The organism is Clostridium transplantifaecale (assembly GCF_900626075.1).
GTDB classification, from domain to species: domain Bacteria; phylum Bacillota; class Clostridia; order Lachnospirales; family Lachnospiraceae; genus Otoolea; species Otoolea transplantifaecalis.
The window spans coordinates 375,010-395,038 of sequence record NZ_UYZY01000005.1; the positions used below are offsets into that span (position 1 = coordinate 375,010).

General features: G+C 49.4%; 17 protein-coding genes and 2 tRNA genes. 9 read left to right on the forward strand and 10 right to left on the reverse strand.

All coding sequences use genetic code 11. The annotated features are described in order from the left end of the window. Positions 1-138: 138 nt before the first annotated feature. A tRNA-Ala gene (locus tag EJL91_RS19095) sits at positions 139-211 on the reverse strand. A 197-nt stretch (positions 212-408) separates the two neighbouring features. On the opposite strand from EJL91_RS19095, the gene EJL91_RS19100 reads away from it, so the two are divergent. Beyond that, entirely contained in the window at positions 409-1,152 is a 744-nt protein-coding gene (locus EJL91_RS19100) for a M15 family metallopeptidase (protein WP_125143547.1), read from the forward strand. A gap of 314 nt (positions 1,153-1,466) precedes the next feature. Then, a tRNA-Leu gene (locus tag EJL91_RS19105) sits at positions 1,467-1,547 on the forward strand. Positions 1,548-1,746: 199 nt separating this feature from the next. Here EJL91_RS19105 and EJL91_RS19110 read toward each other — a convergent pair. Beyond that, the gene (locus EJL91_RS19110) at positions 1,747-3,207 is read right to left on the reverse strand and encodes a GntR family transcriptional regulator (protein WP_125143548.1); all 1,461 of its coding nucleotides are present in this window, start codon (positions 3,205-3,207) and stop codon (positions 1,747-1,749) included. Positions 3,208-3,438: 231 nt separating this feature from the next. On the opposite strand from EJL91_RS19110, the gene EJL91_RS19115 reads away from it, so the two are divergent. Then, complete coding sequence (locus EJL91_RS19115) at positions 3,439-5,877, forward strand: hybrid sensor histidine kinase/response regulator (RefSeq protein WP_125143549.1); 2,439 nt, start codon at positions 3,439-3,441, stop codon at positions 5,875-5,877. Between the two features lie 118 nt (positions 5,878-5,995). On the opposite strand, the gene ilvN is transcribed toward EJL91_RS19115, so the two are convergent. The 4 genes from ilvN to EJL91_RS19135 all read right to left on the reverse strand — a co-directional run bounded on the left by ilvN (position 5,996) and on the right by EJL91_RS19135 (position 9,395). Beyond that, positions 5,996-6,487 (reverse strand): acetolactate synthase small subunit, encoded by a 492-nt coding sequence (ilvN, locus tag EJL91_RS19120; RefSeq protein WP_125143550.1) that lies wholly within the window; start codon positions 6,485-6,487, stop codon positions 5,996-5,998. After that, positions 6,450-8,219 carry a biosynthetic-type acetolactate synthase large subunit gene (ilvB, locus tag EJL91_RS19125; RefSeq protein WP_341467035.1) on the reverse strand — a complete coding sequence of 590 codons (1,770 nt, stop codon included), beginning with the start codon at positions 8,217-8,219 and terminating at the stop codon, positions 6,450-6,452. Before ilvB ends, ilvN begins: the two co-directional genes overlap by 38 nt. A 97-nt stretch (positions 8,220-8,316) precedes the next feature. Continuing rightward, positions 8,317-8,904 (reverse strand): TetR/AcrR family transcriptional regulator, encoded by a 588-nt coding sequence (locus EJL91_RS19130; RefSeq protein WP_125143551.1) that lies wholly within the window; start codon positions 8,902-8,904, stop codon positions 8,317-8,319. A gap of 155 nt (positions 8,905-9,059) precedes the next feature. Next, positions 9,060-9,395, reverse strand: a complete 336-nt coding sequence (locus tag EJL91_RS19135) for a cyclic-di-AMP receptor (RefSeq protein WP_009295999.1) — start codon at positions 9,393-9,395, stop codon at positions 9,060-9,062. Between the two features lie 237 nt (positions 9,396-9,632). Between EJL91_RS19135 and EJL91_RS19140 the strand changes: the two genes are divergently transcribed. The 4 genes from EJL91_RS19140 to EJL91_RS19155 all read left to right on the forward strand — a co-directional run bounded on the left by EJL91_RS19140 (position 9,633) and on the right by EJL91_RS19155 (position 14,339). Further along, positions 9,633-10,457: a MerR family transcriptional regulator gene (locus tag EJL91_RS19140; RefSeq protein ID WP_125143552.1), complete on the forward strand. Its 825-nt coding sequence runs from the start codon at positions 9,633-9,635 to the stop codon at positions 10,455-10,457. An 80-nt stretch (positions 10,458-10,537) separates the two neighbouring features. After that, entirely contained in the window at positions 10,538-11,944 is a 1,407-nt protein-coding gene (locus tag EJL91_RS19145; protein ID WP_125143553.1) for an MATE family efflux transporter, read from the forward strand. A gap of 287 nt (positions 11,945-12,231) precedes the next feature. Next, positions 12,232-13,617 carry a sodium-dependent transporter gene (locus EJL91_RS19150; RefSeq protein ID WP_125143554.1) on the forward strand — a complete coding sequence of 462 codons (1,386 nt, stop codon included), beginning with the start codon at positions 12,232-12,234 and terminating at the stop codon, positions 13,615-13,617. Positions 13,618-13,718: 101 nt separating this feature from the next. Next, a complete protein-coding gene (locus EJL91_RS19155; protein WP_125143555.1) occupies positions 13,719-14,339 on the forward strand; it encodes an HAD family hydrolase in 621 nt (206 codons plus the stop codon). 4 nt (positions 14,340-14,343) lie between these two features. On the opposite strand, the gene EJL91_RS19160 is transcribed toward EJL91_RS19155, so the two are convergent. The 4 genes from EJL91_RS19160 to EJL91_RS19175 all read right to left on the reverse strand — a co-directional run bounded on the left by EJL91_RS19160 (position 14,344) and on the right by EJL91_RS19175 (position 18,252). Beyond that, positions 14,344-14,946, reverse strand: a complete 603-nt coding sequence (locus EJL91_RS19160; RefSeq protein WP_125143556.1) for an ATP-binding cassette domain-containing protein — start codon at positions 14,944-14,946, stop codon at positions 14,344-14,346. Positions 14,947-15,036: 90 nt separating this feature from the next. After that, complete coding sequence (locus EJL91_RS19165) at positions 15,037-15,822, reverse strand: ABC transporter permease (RefSeq protein ID WP_125143557.1); 786 nt, start codon at positions 15,820-15,822, stop codon at positions 15,037-15,039. 31 nt (positions 15,823-15,853) lie between these two features. Further along, positions 15,854-16,954, reverse strand: a complete 1,101-nt coding sequence (locus EJL91_RS19170; protein ID WP_125143558.1) for an ABC transporter substrate-binding protein — start codon at positions 16,952-16,954, stop codon at positions 15,854-15,856. Positions 16,955-17,343: 389 nt separating this feature from the next. Next, the gene (locus tag EJL91_RS19175) at positions 17,344-18,252 is read right to left on the reverse strand and encodes a LysR family transcriptional regulator (protein ID WP_125143559.1); all 909 of its coding nucleotides are present in this window, start codon (positions 18,250-18,252) and stop codon (positions 17,344-17,346) included. Between the two features lie 185 nt (positions 18,253-18,437). Between EJL91_RS19175 and EJL91_RS19180 the strand changes: the two genes are divergently transcribed. Continuing rightward, positions 18,438-19,268 (forward strand): sugar phosphate isomerase/epimerase family protein, encoded by an 831-nt coding sequence (locus tag EJL91_RS19180; protein WP_125143560.1) that lies wholly within the window; start codon positions 18,438-18,440, stop codon positions 19,266-19,268. Further along, entirely contained in the window at positions 19,255-20,010 is a 756-nt protein-coding gene (locus EJL91_RS19185) for an SDR family NAD(P)-dependent oxidoreductase (protein WP_125143561.1), read from the forward strand. The genes EJL91_RS19180 and EJL91_RS19185 overlap by 14 nt, the downstream gene beginning before the upstream one ends. The last annotated feature ends 19 nt before the right edge of the window (positions 20,011-20,029 follow it).

Below are 20,029 nucleotides of genomic sequence, written 5' to 3' on the forward strand. Positions count from 1 at the left end.
CAAACGGATGGAGCGGCATTATTATTATTATTATTATTATTATTCGCCGCCGTGCGTTTCTGCCCGGAGGACTTTTTATAGCAAAGGAGCATTTTCGCAATAATATAAAAGGCCTGATAATTACCAGACCTTTTTAAATGGAGCATACGGGATTCGAACCCGTGACCTTTTGAATGCCATTCAAACGCGCTCCCAGCTGCGCTAATGCCCCGTGATGTGATTGACGTTATCAATCAGACAGCAATATTGTATCATAAAACGTTTCAAAAGGGAAGAGTGTTTTTATATTTTATATAGTTTATATTTTACCATAAATTACAAAGATTTTTGAGAGGGAAATCCGGCTCCCTCCGGGGCAGGGACAATCCTATGCCTGTCTGCATATCATACATAAAAAAGGCAAATGCCATGAAAGATATTAAACTGTGTCATCCACAATTGCAGATAAAGGCGGCGCGTCTTTTAGAGGAGTGCGAGAAGCAGGGGCTGAAGATTAGAATAGGGGAGACGCTGCGAACCAGGGAAGAGCAGGATGCGTTATATGCCCAGGGCCGGACAAAACCCGGAAATATTGTGACAAATGCACCGGGCAGCAGTTACAGTTCTTACCACCAGTGGGGAACGGCCTTCGATATCTACCGGAACGACGGGAAGGGAGCTTATGATGAATCAGGAGGCTTTTTCACCAGGGTAGGACAGATTGGGAAATCCGTCGGCCTGGAATGGGGAGGTGATTGGAAGAGTATTGTAGATAAACCGCATTTCCAGCTTCCGGACTGGGGGAGCAGTACGGCAGGGATAAAGAAAAAATATGGGACACCGGATGTATTTATGAAGACATGGATTCCGGTAAAGCCGGGCGCTGCCGGAGCAGGCTGGGAACACGACGGTCAGGGACGGTATAAATACCGGAACGAGAACGGCAGTTATGCCACCGGAGAATGGCAGCAGATCAACCGCCGCTGGTATTTATTCGGTACGGACGGATATATGCTGACCGGATGGCAGAAATGGAACGGCAGGGTTGTGGAAAAAGACGAACAGGGAGACTGGTATTATTTTGACGAGACGCATGGCGGTCCGCTGGAAGGAGCCTGCTGGCATGAATGTCCGGGAAATAAAGGAGCACTGGAAGTCTGGCAGACGCAGTAAACAGAAAGTTACGGACAGAGGAATCCGGCAGGAGGGAATCCTGCCGGAGGAGTATGAAAAAGTATTACTGCAGGTCCTGCCTGCTGATTCTTATAATACATAAAAAATGTGTTGAAAGTTTGGCGTCTTTGTGAAAAAAGTGTGAAGCCGGATGCAGAGCCGGAGGGCAGGGCCCCCTCATTCGGAGCCGGAGTCCACGTTTATTCCCGGATCCCCCGATCCATATTTTGATTGACAAAGCCAGTAGCTTTCTTATATAATAATAGTGCTGTTTTAAAGGTGGGAAATGCGTTCTTTGCATCTGGCACCGTTGAGCGGGTGTGGCGGAATTGGCAGACGCGCTAGATTTAGGTTCTAGTGGAAACCCCGTGCAGGTTCAAGTCCTGTCACCCGCATGTTGAAAGTGCTGTAAATACAGCACTTTTTTTCGTTGCAGCCTGTGCTGTGCTTTTTTGGCCGGCCGCAGTCCGGATATATTTCTTTTGTTCTATACAGTGTATTCTACAGATTGACCGCGGCATAGCTGCGCCATGGCCTCCGGGCTTCCGCCCTTTCAGGTGATTCCTTCAGGGGGCCGGGAAGTTTTTTTGCTAATCATTCATCCATGAGAATAAGACGGATCGATGGGGAGAGCCGCAGTTCATCCGGTTCGAAGCCAACGCCGAGAAGATACCGTTCCAAGGAATGAAATTGATGAGTGCTCGTCTCCTTCATGCATTTTCCGCACAGGACGAAATCGTTCTGATCCAGATACTTAAGCATTTTTTCTGTAAAATCCCTGAGTTCTAAATCCAGCGCTTCTGTTTCCTCCTTAGCGCCTTTTAAAGGATATCCCCAAAGAAACAGGCCGAATATTTTCGAATAAATTTCGCGGATTCCGTTTAAAGGGCTGCTCTGTGAGATACAGAGCAGCAGGTGCCAGGGCGTGAGCCCGCAGCGCCCGCTGTCCAGATTTTTTCTGAGCTGTTCTTTTAAACGTTCGCGCTCTTTGCCAGTGAGAGCCAGGAGCGTTGCTACCGCCACTTTTTCACAGGAATAGATAATCACTTCATAGGACTGGACAAAGAGTGCCAAATTACGCCGGACGGCAGGAACGGTAAAGTCGGGCATATTGCATTGCCGTCCGATCGGGAAGATCCGGGTACCGATCCCGTTGACGGATTCGGCTGCGCCGGTCTGGTTCAGGACCAGGATGGTTCTGCGGATCGTGCTGAGAGAAACGCCATATTTTTTTGCCATTTTTTCGTAGGAGGGAAGATACTCGGTCTCCCTGTATTCACCAAGGTAGATTTCAAAGAGGAGACGTATGGCCAGGCTGTAGCAGAGCTGAGGCCGTCCCCGGTAAATACGCCAGACAAAAGGAGTCTGTTTTTCAGAAGGGGGTGCATATTGTTCCACATAGTGGAGCGCCTCTTCCATGGAAGCCCTCTGGTGTTTCAGAATGGCGCCGTGCAGTCCCGGCCAGTCCTGCCTCTTCTTGTAACTGATAATTTTTTCGATTCCATTACGCAACAACTTCTTGTTGTAGAAGTCAGTCCCTCCCCTTTCTCCGATAAACATGAGTCCCATGAACATCGATATTTCCCAGAAGAGGTTCATCGCCAGAGGATTTTCCAGTTTTTGCAGCACGTAACAGTAAAAATAGAGCAGATCGTCAGACTGTGCGCGCTCTATGTAAAGTGAAAGATGCAGGAAATCAGTTTCGTCCATCCGTCGGAAGGCCTCGACGAAGAGAGGAACTAAGATCTGCTCCGCAGTCCGGCAGAGATCGGGAAATGCAGTCCGACGCTCCGAAAAGAAACTGAGGGCAAAATCAATCAGCTCCTGTCTGCTCTGCCTGAAGATAATCCTGGTGGGCCTGCCGTTACGCATGGAGATATATCCCTCGGAGCGCAGTTGTCTTAGAGCGGCTTTTACGGTCTGGGGGCTGACGCAGAACTGCCTGCACAGTGTATCAATTGATGGCAGGGCATCCCCGCATTTATAATATTCAAAATGAATTCGCATGAAAAAAAATTCATAAATCAGGCTCGATATTTGTTGTTCTTTTTCCATTTAATCAGGCTCCTGTATTTTATCGGTATGCTTTTTATTCTATCATTTCCTGCAATGAATTGCCATAAGCTGGTTGTGAAGTTTTGACGGATATGGTATATTGTAAACAGATTAACATGAACAAGGTAAAACTGCGGATATGGAGGCAGGCTTATTTAACGGGCGGCAGAACTTTAAAACATGCGGTATCTTCCTAAATAACAATTCTCATGGCCAGGAGGAATTATAAAAATGAGTGAACAGGAAAAAGAGACGGCGTCGGGCAGCCGGGAATTGCAGACGGCATCGGCCGAGTATGAGTATCATACGCTGATGCGCCTGATGGGAGTCAGTGTCAGCAAACATCTTCTGGATGAACATTTTACACTGATTTGGGCGAATGAGTTTTACTATAAGTTTATCGGTTGGAATAAGGCCGATTATGAGGCGGAGTTCCATAACAGGCCGGATCTCTTTTATGCAAAATACGACCCGGAAGAGTGGAGACGCCTCACGGAGACGGTCGGGGATGCGATTGCCAATCACCGGGACGGTTACCAGCTTTTGTCACGGATGCACAGAAAAGACGGAAACCGATTATGGATTCAGTTCTCCACACAGTTCTCGGAGGAGTATGTAAACGGTTACCAGGTTGCTTATACGGTCATGACCAACATTGACGAGTTGATCAGGGTTCAGAAGGAACAGTCGGTTACTTATGAAAACCTGCCTGGTTTTGTTGCAAAATACCGGATTGACAAAGAACTCAACATGACACTTCTGGAAGGGAACAGCCGTTTTATGGAATATTTTCTGGAAGTTGAAAACGGGAAAGAAGAAAGCCTGCACAACCGTAATATAGAAGATAATATGGCGGCCATATGGGACAACCGTGAAAAACTTCTGGTGGGCGAACCAGTACACTTCGTCATGTGCGTGAAGAGCAGAAAAGGCCAGACACTGTGGCTTCAGGTCAATGCCACCTGTGTGGACTGGCAGAACGGCTGCCCCGTTTACCTGGCTTTATTTATCGACATCACCGATGTGACCGAACTCCGCCAGATGCAGGCGAAACTGACGGAACAGGCAGAAGCGCTGAAAGATGCGCTGACCGTGGCGGAACAGGCTAATCATGCTAAGTCGGATTTTTTATCCCGCATGAGCCACGAGATCCGGACTCCAATGAATGCAATTATCGGCATGACAACGATTGCCGGAGCATACATAGACGATAAACAGAGGGTGGCTGACTGCCTGAAAAAGATTGGCTATTCCTCAAAGCACCTGATGGCCCTTATCAACGACGTGCTGGATATGTCTAAGATTGATGAGGGGAAGATGAAGATAGCGCATGAGAATTTCAATTTGGAGAGTGCAATAGAGTCACTGACTTCCATCATTTATCCGCAGGCCGCCGCCAAGGGGGTGAATTATACGGTGCCTTTCGTGGAGCTGAGTGATACAGTTCTGACGGGAGATGCTATGAGGTTAAACCAGGTACTGTTAAACCTTCTCTCTAATGCGATTAAATTTACGCCGGAGGGCGGTTCCGTCCGCCTGGAGATACAACAGGTAAGACGTCTGGAAAAGCAGCTCCGAGTGCGTTTTATTGTCAGTGATACCGGAATCGGGATGAGTAAGGAATTTCAGCGGCGCCTCTTTAACCCATTTGAGCAGGAAAGCGTGACAACAGCAAGAAAATTTGGCGGCACCGGGCTTGGCATGCCGATTACGAAGAATCTGGTCACCCTGATGGGAGGCACAATTTCTGTAAAGAGCGAAGCCGAAAAGGGCAGCACCTTTACGGTAGAGATAGATTTTGAGGTTCCTGAGACCAGGGGCAGCATATCATCGCAAAAGCATCCGGCAATGGAATCCCTAAAGGTTCTGGTGGCCGATTACGATCGCGACAGCTGTGTACATACTTCTAATTTATTAAAAAACCTGGGAATTTGGTGCGATTGGGTGCTCACAGGGGAAGAATGTGTGGAAAAAATACGGGGCCTGCACAGTACGGGAGAAAATTACGACGTCTGTTTCATTGACTGGAAGATGCCGGATCTGGATGGAATCGAGGTGACACGGCGCATACGGGAGATTGTGGGAACGGATACAACAATTATCATTATTACAGCTTATGACTGGAGTGCAATCGAAAAGAGGGCCAGTGAAGCGGGTGCTAATGCATTTCTCGCAAAGCCGCTTTTTTCATCGGTGCTCTACAATACACTGCTTTCGGCGGCGGGGAAGAGCAAGGTGCTGACGATGTCGTCTTACGGCATTCAGATGAACAAGCCGGATTTGTCAGGCTACCATGTTCTGTTGGCGGAGGATAACGAGCTGAACCGTGAAATTGCCATGGAACTGCTTAAAATGACGGGGGTGACGGTGGAGTGCGCGGCCGACGGGAAAGAGGCTCTGGAGAAATTCCTTGCTGACGGCGACCGGATTGACCTGATCCTGATGGATATGCAGATGCCGGTAATGGATGGGTATGAGGCGGCGGAGAGGATCAGGAAATCCTCACACCGGCGGGCCGGGAGTATCCCCATCGTCGCAATGACGGCCGATGCCTTTCATGAGGATGTGGTGAAAGCGTCGGAAGCCGGAATGGACGGCCATCTGGCGAAGCCAATTGATTCGGGTTTACTCTATCAGGTTCTGGGCGGAATGCTTAAGGCTGACAAATAGCCGGCTTAATTTGAAAAGCTGTGTTAACAACTATCATTATAGCAAAACAGGCTGCCCGGCAGGGCATACCATTAACTCCGCGGCTGCGGCTCCGGGGTTAATGGTATCGGGAAGCAAGCTACCGCTCCATTGCGGGGGCGGCCACATTTCCTCCCCGGGCAATCTCAAACCGGTTTATAAAATGATTCTCCAGCAGACGGATCAGTCCGTCGTTCCTTTCTTCTGTATCCACACTTTCAAGTAAAACGGCTGTCGGTGTATAGTCGATTATTTTGACGCCGTAAACCTGGGAAATTCTGAACAGTTCCGTCATATCACTGTCTGAACAGTTTCGGACCTTTATGAACATAAGTTCCCTGACATGTATGGCGATATCGGTAAAATCTACGACTTTAATGACCTCAACGCTGCGGTTGAGCTGTTTTTTTACCTGTTCGAATACTTTGTCGTCACTGGTGAGGCTCACGGTCATCCGCGACACGGTTTCATCCTCCGTCCTGCCGACGGTCAGACTGTTTATGTTATAGGATTTAGCGGAGAACAGTCCGCAAATGCGTGCAAGGACGCCGATATCATTTTCTACGAACAGACAAATCCAACGTTTCTTCATTCTTGTTTTCCTCACTTTCCAGAATCATATCCCCAAGCGCATTACCAGGTGGAACAATAGGGAGTACGTTCATTTCCCGGCCAATGATAAATTCTATGATGGTTGGGAGGCTTCTGCACTGTTTTGCTTCCAGCAGAGCGCGTTCTATCTCATTTTCATCGGTGACACGGATTCCTTTGGCGCCATAGCTATCCGCTATTTTCATAAAATCCGGCGTATAAACGGGACATTCTTCCCCAGGAGAGCTGCAGGAAGAGGGACAGCTTTTTCTGCGGCGCATGCAGGTGGAAGAGTAGCGCCTGTCGAAGAACATTTCCTGCCACTGTCTGACATTACCCAGATAGCCGTTATTCAGGATACAGACGATAAGAGGCAGTTCGTATACGACCGCAGTCGCCATTTCCTGGATATTCATCTGCATGCCCCCGTCTCCTGTAATAACAACGACGTCTTTGTCCGGATTGCCGAGTTTTGCGCCAATGGCGGCCGGAAAACCGTATCCCATGGTTCCGAGCCCTCCCGAGGTCAGCATCTGCCTGTTTTCATTAAGTTCCAGAAACTGCGTGGCCCAAAGCTGGTTCTGCCCCACGTCGGTGGCGATAACGGCATGACAAAAGAGCCTGTTGACGCATTCCATGATCTTCTGGGGAGTCAGGCCGGTCTGTCCCATGGAGACAGGTTTATGTTTCTTCCAGCCGTTTATCCGGGCCGTCCAGGCCTCCGTATCCAGGGGAGAAGCTTTCTCCAGCAGGGCATGCAGCGCATCCTTTGCATCCGCCACAATGGGGATGTCGACGGCAATATTTCTGGAAATGGAGGCGGGATCGATATCAATATGTACGATGGAAGCATTTTTGGCGAATTCTTCGATTTTACCGGTGATGCGGTCGTTGAATCTGGTTCCGATGGAGAAGAGGAGGTCGCAGTGACTGACCGCCGAATTGGCTGCATAGCTTCCGTGGATTCCAAGATTTCCGACGTACAGAGGATGGGAGGTGGGCACGGCTCCCCTGCCCATGATGGTGGTGATGACGGGAACCTTTGTAAGCTCGGCCAGTTCCGTCATCTCACGGGATGCGTGCGCGATCTGTACGCCTCCGCCGACGAGGAAGACGGGCCGTTTCGACTGCTCCAGCAGTTCTGCCGCCTTCTTTATCTGTCCCGCATGGACGGAGGTATTCGGCTTGTAGCCGCGGATTTCCACACTGTCTGGATAATCGGGGCTGCCCTGTTCCTGCTGGATGTCCTTCGGAAAATCGACGACGACAACTCCTGGTTTTCCGCTTCCGGCGATGAGGAAGGCCTTCTTAATAATCGCGCCCAAATCCTCCCTGCGTCTCACTGTGACTGCATATTTACAGATGTTTCTCGTAATTCCGACGATGTCCACCTCCTGAAACGCATCGTTGCCAATCAGGCCGACCGGAACCTGGCCGGTAAAGCAGACGAGGGGAACGCTGTCAAAGTTGGCGGTTGCAATACCGGTGACGAGGTTTGTGGCCCCCGGACCGCTCGTCACAAGGCAGACCCCTGTTTTACCGGTGGAACGGGCATAGCCGTCGGCGGCATGAATCAATCCCTGCTCATGGCGCGGCAGGATTACGCTCATATCTTCTTCCCCGTACAGGGCGTTAAACAGGTCGATGGCCTGGCCTCCCGGATAGGCGAAGAGAACGTCGACATGCTCCGCCTTCAGGGCTTTTACAAATAATTGGGCGCCTGTTATCATCATAGAATACCTCCTTTAATAATTGAATGCATGTACTTGCTTGCATATAGGGCGTTTTTTTGGCACCGCCGTGCGGCAGTGCCTTGCTATTGCTTCACTGTTAAATGGCAGATGCCGTTGGGATGCCGTTAATCAATGTTTCAACGCTCTTTTTTACGAAATCGCTCCGGGAGTCCGAAGACAGTTGCTCCCCGAAAGAAGCCTTCAGAAACGTATAGCCGAAGGTGGTGGAAAAGACCGTCATCGCCAGGCAGTCAAAATCCAGGTGAGGCAGCTTTCCAAGCTCTTCCATCTTGACGAAATAGGCGGTGAGGGAGGAGAGAAAGGCCTGCGGTATTTTCATAATCAGGGGAGCCGCTTCCTCATAAAGCTGGGGGGCGCGCAGACCGATGGACAGGTTGACAAAATCGGGAGTGATTTTGTCCATATAGACGTTCATAAACATCTCCAGATCCGGCTGCAGTTCCCACACCACGTCCTGAAATACTTCAGGGGTCAGATTGCCCCGCCACTGTTCCTGCTCCATGCCGCTCAGCGCAATATCCTTTTTACTCTTAAATTTCCTGAAGAGGGTACATTCATTGACCCCGGCCGCCCTGGCGATATCCTTTGTCGTCGTTGCAACGTAGCCCTTGTCCCGGATCAGAGTCATCGTGGCATCAATAATTTTCTGGCTGGTAGTATCCATATTCACTCCTAATGCAAGTACATGCTTTCATTTGATTTTACCGGGTTTCTTTGCGGATGTCAATCCCAAGCCATCGGAAAACAGGCCGGATGAACGGCATTCTGTTCATCCGGCCTGTTTCCGGTACACATCAGTCATACCGCATGGCAGTATGGTTAAAATTTCTGGAAATCTTCTACGTTCATGACAAAGATTGTGGAACCGCCTACCTTCATATTCATCGGAACCGTCATATTGACGGTCGGACAGCAGTTTCCGGCCATAGTTGGTGGTGTGTAAACCAGTTGTTCTCTTGTACCCGACATCTTCTTAATAATGGTAATCGCTTCCTCTACACGGCTGTCGTCAACGCCCAGCATCAGTGTCGTACTTTTCTTCTTCAGAAAACCGCCCATTGTGGAAAGTTTTGTAACAAAGAAAGAATTCTGGTTCAATTCGTAAACTAAATCATCCGCATCTTCGCTTCCGATAATTGCCATAATCATCTTCATAATCAGCACCTCCTAACTCACTATTGTTACTATTTTACCATTAAATCATGAAAATGGGAATAAAAAATTGATAAAAATTTATCTCTATTTGAATTTTTTGTGATTTCACTGATTATACGGTGGGAAAAAGACGGTAAAACCGTATAAGCCGGGTATACTGGAGCGCAGATGGTTACGGATAGGAGAGGACGTTTGTAAATGGATATGTTATAATAAGCAGTGGAAAGAGGTGATCATTTGACTTTTCAGATTGGAAAAATAGCAAAGCTTCTGGGAATGTCATCAGAGGGACTGCGGCTTTATGAAAGAATCGGCATATTGAATCCACGGAGAGGAAAAAGCAATACCACTTATCGAACTTATGAACATCTTGACTTCACTGCGTTGATACGAGCCAGAGGTTATCATTACGCCGGATTTTCCAGCAAAGAAATTGCCGCTCTCATAAATGCAAAACAGTTACAGGATGTAATCGCGGGATATGAGGCCAGAGAAAAGGAATTAGAGCATGAAATTTGGCTAAAAGGACTGATCCTGGAAAACATCCGTGAACTGAAAGAGCTTACTGTAAAGGCAGAGCAGAATCTAGGGGAAATAACCGTCTGCACCCAGCCTGCCATATACCGTTTCCCGTTTATGAAGAATGGGGAATTCCTTTTGAGAGCGAATCAGGAGAAAGCATTCAGGCAGTGGGTTTCGTTTACCCCGATTGTGTTCATATCGCAAAGTAACGAATGGGATAAGTTAATGTCAGGCAGCGGGCAAATTACAGCAGCCTTAGGTGTTTTTGAGGAACAGGCAGAAAGATTGAAACTGGATTTACAATGGGCATCCTACTATCCTTCCAGCCGGGCCTTGTATTCCATTGTACAGGAACAGGGAGACGATTTCCAGCCGCTTTCTTGTCTGAGACCGCTTATGGAATATACAAATAGAAACCGGATACAGGTCATCGGTGACCCGGTTTCCAGAACTTTCTTATCCATGAATAAAAGTGAAACCTACACCCGTTACCGGGAAGTATGGCTTCCTTACCGGAATGAAGGCACAGATAATTGTTAAAATATGCACCCCGGACCTTGACTCTCAACAAGGTGTAGGGTGTATTTTTTTATAGGTGAAAACAAAGAGGAGGAATACGAATGACGGTAGAGAGAACTGCAGCAGACAATGAAAACAGGACGGTTTTTGAATCAATGCCCGTTATAAAGGCACTTGCCGTTTTAGCTGTGCCCACAATCATAAGCCAACTTATTACACTGGTCTATAACCTTGCAGACACTTATTTCGTTGGGCGGACCGGCAATTCTTATATGATTGCCGCTGTGGCGCTTGTGTATCCGGTTTTCTCAATGACTGCCGCATTGGCAAATTTGTTCGGCGTCGGAGGAGGAAGCCTTATTTCACGTCTGCTCGGCTCGGAACAGGAGGAACAGGCAGAGAAAGTATGTTCTTTCAGTTTCTATTCGGCAATTTTAATTTCTCTACTCTTCTCTATGACGGCATTTATATTTCTAAATCCACTGCTGAAGCTTCTGGGGGCATCTTCGGAAACAGTCGTATATGCGCGGGAATATATGTTTTTTGTTGTTGTTTTAGGGGCGGTTCCCGCTGTATTATCGTCTACAATAGCTCATTTGCTTCGCAGTGCAGGGTATGCCCGGCTGGCGGGCATAGGCTTAAGCTTAGGGGCCGTTTTGAACATTGTTTTAGATCCGCTGTTTATGTTTGTGATCCTTCCCGCCGGGCAGGAAGTAACCGGCGCCGCTTTGGCGACTATGCTTTCCAATTTAATGGCGGCAGTCTATTTCCTTGTCGTATTGCTGCGGCTGCAAACAAAAAACGGCTTGTGTATACGTCCCGGCACAGGACTGCCTGAAAGAGAAAATATGAAAATGGCGGTATTAGTCGGTCTGCCGTCGGCATTGACCACCTTATTTTATGATATTGCTAATGTATTTTTAAATGTTCTGATGGCGGCTCACGGGGATTATCAGTTAGCTGCTCTGGGAATAATCCTGAAAGCAGAACGGCTCCCGCTCAATACCGGCGTTGGGATTTGTCATGGAATGCTGCCGCTGGTGGCTTATAATTATTCTTCTGGAGACAGGAAACGGATGTTCTCCGTAATTAACACTGCGAGAACGGCTGGCCTCATTGTGTCGGCAGCCAGTATCTTATTGTATGAAATATTTTCAGGAGGTATTATCCGTCTGTTCATCAGTACGTCCATGGAAAATACGTCGGACACATGGCAAACAATTGCTTATGGAACAATATTTTTGCGGAGCAGGTGTCTTGCCGCTCCGTTTGCATTTATGAATTTTCATATCACATATACATTACAGGCAGTGGGGGACGGAAAAAATACCCTCATGCTTGCAGTTCTGCGCCAATGTATCATTTATATACCCATGATGTTTATCATGAATGTAATACTGGGGGCAACCGGTCTTGTCTGGACACAAATACTTGCGGAAATTATAACACTCTGTATCGCGTTGCATGTTTTCAAAAAACATATAAACCTAAGAGCAGATCTGTCATGATAAGGGCCGTTCTATCGTTTTTGTCAGTATGTTTCCGGTGTCTTGCGAGTGTATGCAATATAAAGACAGTGATCCGTTTCATAAAGACAATCGATATCCTCAGGTTATATCTCCGATAACTATTTCGTATGTCTGGGACGGCCGCTGAAAATGGACTTTTAAACGGAAATCTGATATTATAGCAGACGTGCGTCTGTTTGCAGGATGTTTTTTCCGGGAGTACAAAAAGAACGGGAATGAATGCGGCGGAAAAACAAAACAAACTATGTTCAGGGGGTATGATTATCATGAGTCAGAGAAGAGGCCAGTGGGCCAGTAATCTGGGATTTATACTGGCGGCGGCGGGGTCTGCCGTGGGTCTGGGAAATATCTGGAAGTTTCCGGGAAAGACGGGAGCATACGGGGGAGGCGCTTTTCTGCTTTCCTATATCGTGATTGTGGCTCTGATTGGTTTTCCGGTCATGCTGGCTGAACTTTCGATCGGACGGGCCACCCAGAAGAATGTGGTGGGAGCGTTCCATCAGCTTAACAGGAAGTGGACCTTTGCAGGCGGAATCGGCGTATTGACACTTTTCGTCATTATGTCTTATTATAGTGTGGTGGGCGGATGGGTGCTCAAGTACGTCTTTGCCTATCTGGTGGAACCGGGCTTTGGAAGCGGAGCCGTGTCCTATCAGGAATATTTTGTGAATTTTATCGGTAAACCGGTGCAGCCCCTTGCATGGGGATTTGTATTTCTGGTGCTTTGCATTTATGTGGTAGTTAAGGGAGTCTCCGAGGGAATTGAGAGGGTCAGTAAGATTCTGATGCCGGCTCTGTTCCTCCTTCTGATTGCCTGCGCGGTGAGGTCTGTGACACTCCCCGGCGCGAAAGAGGGGCTTTCCTATATGCTTACCATCAAACCTGGCAGTTTTAACCGTGACACGCTTGTAGGGGCGCTTGGACAGGCATTTTTCTCCCTTTCCGTGGGAATGGGGATTATGGTCACTTACGGTTCCTATGTGCCGAAGAAGGATAATCTTGTAAAGAGCGCGGCGTGGATCTGTGTGCTGGACACGCTGGTTGCCATTCTGGCCGCTTTTGCAATTGTTCCGGTCGTGTTTGTCACCCTTGGGGCGGAGGGGCTGGGCATGGGCGGCGGCTTTGCCTTTATGGCCCTGCCGGAGGTATTTGACGGGCTTCCGGGAGGACGGATATTCGGCCTGTTTTTCTTCGTGCTCCTTTTCCTGGCAGCTCTCACCAGCGCTATCAGCATTCTGGAGAGCTGTGTGGCATTTATCACGGAAGAGTGGAAGGTGTCCAGACTGAAAGCTACGGTTATTTTGTCCGTGCCGATGACCGTATTAAGCGCCGGATATTCCCTTTCCCAGATGGAGTCGAGAAACATCAACCTGCCCTGGTTTGATTTTTCAAAGGGACTTCAAATGCTGCCGATGAATGCGGTGATGGAAAAGTTCACCGATAACCTGATGATTCCGGTGGGAGCGCTCTGCTTCTGTATTTTTGCCGGCTGGATCTGGGGGAAAGGCAAGGCCTCAGAAGAGATTAGTTCAAACGGAACCTATCCGTTCCGGCTCAGGAAAGCATGGGAATTTATCGTGCGATTTGTGGCTCCGGCCGTTATCCTGCTGATTCTCTACTTTACCGTGGGAAAAGGCCAGGGACTTTCATAACCGCTCCGTTGGAATGTGGGTTTTACGCACGGGATGTCCGTCTGCGGGCGGCTTCGGGACGATGGGCTGCGGGGCAGGCGCTTTAAACAGGAGGAGTATCGATGATTAAAAACATTGTATTTGATATGGGACGTGTCCTTTTAGACTATGAGGCAGCCAGGGTATGCTGGCAGTTTACAGACTCCAAAGAAGACGTGGAGCTGATGGAAAAAGAACTGTTTTTTGCGGAGGAGTGGACTCTGCTGGACAGGGGAACCATTGAGGAGGATGAGGCGCTTAAGCGCGTACAGGAGAGACTTCCGGATGAGCGGACAAGGGAACTGGCGCGGCTGAGCCTGGCTCACTGGCACGAGTTTAATATTGAGCCGAAACCTGGTATGGAGGAGCTTGTGAAGGAGCTTAAGGAAGCAGGGCTGTCCATTTACCTCTGTTCCAATGCCTCTCTGAGGCTGAGGGTTTTTGAAGACAGGATCCCGGGAATCGAATATTTTGACGGCGTTCTCGTTTCTGCGGAAGAGAAACTGCTGAAACCGGAGCCTGAGATTTTTGAACGCCTGTTTGAGAAATTTTCCATCCTGCCGGAGGAATCCCTGTTCATTGACGATATCCAGGCCAACATCGACGGCGCGGCGGCTTGCGGAATGAAGGGATACTGTTTCGCGGACGGTGACGTCGCTAAACTCAGGGAATATTTGTTTACACGCGCTGCGGATCAGAGTTAGGGAACTAAGTATCGGAATTAAGTATTTCACGCTGAAGTGTAATAATTTTACCGCCCAGCAGGCCGGCATCGTTCCGGTCGTGGGTGGATAAGAGGACAGGACGTCCGTCTGCTTTCTCCAGAAGGTAGCGGATGGCCCTGTCTTTTGTTTTTTCATCCAGGCCGGTGAAGGGTTCGTCGAAAATAAACATATCGCAGGGAGCCAGCAGGGCGCGCAGCAATGCGCAGCGCCTCTTCATGCCGCCGCTCAGGGTGGAGACGGGGCGGTTTAACGCTTCTTCGGGCAGGAGTCTTGCCATCTCTTTGAAAAGACGGTCCCTGTCGGTGCGTCCGGGCAGTACGAGGGCGGTATTTTCCATAGGGGAAAATTCGGGAATCAGCCTGTCCTCCTGAAAAACCGTAGAAAAACGGATTTTTTCGGGGGAGGAGGTGATTGTACCTGAGTCGGGTTTTTCGAGTCCCAGAATCAGGCGGAACAGCGTTGTCTTGCCCATTCCCGAAGGGGCCATCAGGCAGCAGATGTCCGGGGATGCGATTTTCAGGCTGACGCCGGAGAGAACAGGCAGGGAGCCGTATGATTTTGTGATGTTATCGAGTATCAGTTCCATTTATAACCTCCTGATGTATGGATGCTGTGGTGATTGTAGGACAGTCCGTAAAGAGCCGTACCATATCGTACCGTATCGGGCCGGACAGCATTATCCCTGCTTTTTTCTGCCCAGAGAGCCGATTAAGAGCAGGAACAGGCGCTCAAAGAAAAAGGTGACGGCGATAATCACAAGGGTCCAGGCAAAAAGCCCGGCCGTGTCGAGGTAAATCTTTGACATGTAGAGTTTTTCACCGATGGAATAGCTGGGTACGCCGATGACCTCGGCGGCAACGCCTGATTTGAAACTCATTCCAAGGGCAGTCCTTACGCTGGTCAGCAGATAGGGCAACAGGGCGGGCAGGTATACGGCTTTTACTTTCCGGAAGAAGGAGAGGCGGAAGACGCGCGCCATCTCAAGCAGCTTGCCATCGGCGCTCTTGAGGCCCGACAGCGTTGCGGTGTACAGCATCGGAAGGACGATAGTGAATGCGATAAAGACCGACAAGTTTTCAGCGCCGGTCCAAATCAGGGCCAGGATGACAAAGGAGGCTACGGGGATGGACTTTAAAAGGAGCATTACCGGGGCCAGAAGTTCATCCAGGAATGGAAAGCAAAAGGCCAGGCAGCCCGTCAGAATCCCGCAGAAAAATGCGGCGGTAAATCCTGTGCAGATTCGCAGGGAGGACAGGCCGATGGTCTTCCAGAAATCAAATGTGCCGATCTGGGACGACAGGGAGGCCAGCACATCGGCCGGCCCCACAAATATGATGGAATTATTGACTGCGGCAGACAAAACCTGCCACAGGACGAGCCAGAAAAGTAAGATTACGGCTTTTCCGGCGATATTTTTACGGTTCGGTTTTTCTGATGTCTTTCCGTTACTCTGGGTATTCATATTCTGCTGTCTCCGGATAGAAATTTCATTTTTACTGTTTGGCTGTGTAATAGAAACCGTCGGCCGGGAGTTTTCCGCCTACGGATTTCGGATCCTGTTCATACAGGACGTTCAGATAGCCGGCCAGGGCGGCCTTCATCTCTTCGCCCTCAATGAAGGTGATGTTGCAGTAAGGAAGCGCTTTTTTTGCAATCGGGGCCTTTTCAATAATGCCTGCCTGAACAATCTGCTCGGCCGTGGCGTCCGGGTTTAAAACGGCGGTTTCAGCGGAAACCTTGTGGTCGGAGAGGAATACCTTTACGGCCTCCTCATTCTTTTTCAGGAAATCGTTGGTGACAATCGTAACGCCCGTCACAAGACGGCTGCCGTCTTCGCCCTGCACCTTATCCCACTCCGCGGTCAAATCAAGCACAATCTTAAGAGCCTCATTCTGGGCGCAGGCCACGGTTACAAACGGCTGCGGAAGCAGGCCGATAGCGTCCGGCTTCTCTTTTAACACGGCGGCAACTTCGGTGGCCTCGGATTTATATTCTAATGTTACGTCGGTCTCGGCAAGACCGTTTGCCTTTAACAGGTATTGGATGACGTAGTCGGGGGTCGTTCCCTTTCCGGTCAGATAGACTGTTTTACCCTTCAGGTCGGCCACGGATTTGATGGAATCATCGGAAGAAACAATATAGAGCACTCCCAGTGTATTGATATCGATCACGGAGATGCCGCCTTCCGTTTTATTATACAGGACACTTGCCACATTGGCGGGAACCAGGGCGATATCCAGCTTGCCTGAGGCAACGGAAGCGACCAGTTCATCGGCGGCGGTGACCATCTTGAAATCATATTGATTGGCGGAGGCGCCGGAATTCATCAGGGAGACAAGTCCCATGGAGGTAGGTCCTTTTAACGAGCCCACCCGGATGGCTCCTTCTGCGGCGCTGCCGGAAGTTTCCTGCGTATCTTCGGCCGGAGCCGTTTCTTCGTCAGACGGTAAAGCTTCACTGCTTTCACCTGTTTCAGCCTGCGGCGCCTGGCTTTCGGCAGCCGTGGTTCCGGCAGTACGGTTGTTGGAAGAGCAGCCTGCAAGGGAAGCTGCGGTCATGGCAAGAGCCATAAAAACGGGTAATAATTTTTTCATAATTGATTCAGTCCTCTCTTTTTTGTGGTGTGGATAACTTGGGTTATCACAGCTCAAACCGAGGCAACTGACAGGGAACAGCCGGAAAAAGAAATCCGGGACAAACAGCGGGATTACGATTCTCAGGCTTCCCCCTCAGCCGGTTCAGCCGTTTCGAAGGGAAACAGGCCAAGCTTTGGAGTGAGCGTGAAACAGTGTGCCGTTACGGCTGCATAGACTAAATGCGGCCGCTCCGTTACACCAGTTACTATACAGGATAGAGGGAGAAAAAACAAGGGCGTCCCTGGAAACTATAACAGAAAAACCTATGCGTAAAACGAATACGTTATATTGGAATGTAATATTAGTATTCCCGCACAGGTTCCCCTATAATAGGGCTATGATGATCATCAGAAAGAACTGGAATGCGAGCCTCCTGATTCCTCCATCCGGGCAATGACATAGTCTTTGAAGTTGCGGACAAACGGCGGCAGGATCTCGTTTTTGGGCCAGCATAGATAGAGGGGGCGGCTGAGCGACGACGATTCGAGAACCAACGGGGTTACATTTAAAACCTGCAGCTCGGGAACGTGTGGGATAATTCCCACTCCCAGGCCGGAGGAAACGGCGGCGGCAATCATCTTCTCATTTTCCGCCTCCTGCAGAATATGGGGAGTGAGATGAAACCGCTCAAATATTCCGTCGAGACAGTAACGGGTACCGCAGTTGCGGGTGTAGGAAATCAGCGGTTCTTCAAGCAGACGGGACAGCGTAACGCGTCCGGCGCGTGAAAGAGGATGACTGTTCGGTACAATCGCGATCAGCTCCTCATCATACAGATGGTAAAATTCAATCTTATCGCCGGGAATCCTGGCGCCAAAGCCCAGGTCGATTATTTTCTGGTGAAACGCATTTTCCATCATGGCTGCGTGCTGCTCGATAAACTCGAACTGGACCAGATGGTTTTCCGGGTTCTGATGGAAACTGCTTATCATATCCGGAATGAAATGGCTCTGGAGCGTGTAGCCGACAGCCATACGGATTTTACCGCTGTTGGAATTTCTCATGCTGTGTATTTCCGAAGTTGCAAGATCGAGTTCACTCAGAATTTTATTGACATGGATCAGGAAACGTTCGCCGTATTCCGTAATCCTGATGCCGCGGCCAATCTTGTAAAAGAGAGGTGCATTAAGTTCGGCTTCCAGATCGGCAATGGAGTGGCTGAGGCTCGGCTGTGCAATCAGCAGCTTATGGGATGCTTTTGTGTAGCTCTCCAGTTCCGCAATCGTCTGGAAATAACGCAGTTGTTGAAGATTCATTTTCCTTCCTCCGCTTTGGATTAAATCAGCGCCCGGATTTTAGCAGTGGATGCGGAAACCGGTATGCGCAGGTATGATGTTCACTGGGTCTGGAAGTACCTGACCAAGTGTTCATAGTATATCACAAAGCCGCGGGGAAGGTGAAGTTTTAACCTTAAGAAGATAGAGAAAAGAGGGATATAACAATGAAAACAAAATATCAGCTCGTACATCTGACCGATATTACCTGTCCGCCGCCGGAGATGATTCGGATTGCGGCCCGGACCGGCTATGATTCCGTCGCGCTCCGGACGATACCGATGGGCGTGGAGGGAGAAAAGACGTTTGATATTGCAAAGGACAGGAAACTTTTTTCGGAAATAAAACAGGCCGTCCGGGAGACCGGGATTGAGATAGACGGGATCGAGAATACCAGGATTTATGACGGTGTCGATATCAGGAAATATGAACCGTGCCTGGCGGCGGCGTCCGAGCTTGGCGTACGCCATGTCTTATCCAACATCTGGACCGATGACAAGGCATATTATACGGAAAAGTTCTGTGAGCTCTGCGATTTGGCGGAAAATTACGGGATCACCGTCAACGTGGAATTTGTTACCTGGTCCAGCGTGAAGAATCTGCAGGAGACAAAGGAACTGCTTCTGGCTTCGGGCAAGAAAAACGTCGGCATTATTGTGGATACCCTGCATTTTTACCGCTCCCGGGTTAATATAAACGAGCTGCCGGAGCTGCCGCCGGAATGGTTTGTCTGTGCGCATCTGTGCGACGCCGGTAAGGAAATTCCGGAGGATCGGGAGAGTCTGGTACATACGGGGCGTGCCGAACGGCTGTATCCGGGAGAAGGGGCAGTACCGATTCGTGACATTATCATGAATATTCCCAACCGGAATGTCATCCGGGGACTTGAGATACCAAATTTAAAACGTGTTGCACAGATGGGATACGAGGCGTATGCGGGGCAGGCGCTTAAATGGGCAGAGAGATGTATGAGGGAGGATGAAAATGAACCGATTTGATGAGAAAGTTGTTTTAATCACAGGGGGAGCAGGTGACATCGCGGCTGCTGCGGCAAAACGGCTGCTGTCAGAGGGCGCCAGGGTTGTACTTACGGATTTATCGGAAGAGGGCCTGACGGAAACAAAAAAGAAACTGATGGAAGACGGTTTTGAGGACAACAGGATAAAGGTGATCAGGGGTAATGTGTGCGACTATGAAGACTGCGTGAAAGCCGCCGATTTTACGGTGAAGGAATTCGGAAAACTCGACGTGCTGGTGGCGACGGCCGGCATAGTCCGCCACTGCCCAATTGATGAAATGAGCGAGAAGGACTGGCAGGATGTGATAAATATCAATCTGACAGGAGTTTTTCATTCGGCAAAATCGGTAGTTCCGGTGATGAAAAGACAAAAGTATGGTAGAATTGTCCTGATATCTTCCCTTGGCGGCAGAACGGGACGTCCCGGCGTAGGAGTCAACTATGCGGCGTCCAAGGCGGCGGTAGTGGGAATGACACAGCTTCTCGGCTATGAGCTGGGGCCGTGGAACATTACGGTTAACAGCGTGGCGCCGGGGCCGCTCAAAGGACGGATGTTTTTAACGCTTTCGCAGGATAAGATTCAAAAACTTTCGGAGGGCGTACGGATCCCCCGGCTGGGGGAACTGGAGGATATAGCGGCGGCGATTGCCTATCTCGGAAGCGATGACGCGGCCTGGACAACCGGAGAAATACTGGATGTCAACGGCGGGCTGCAATATTAATATTTGTAAGGTACAGGAG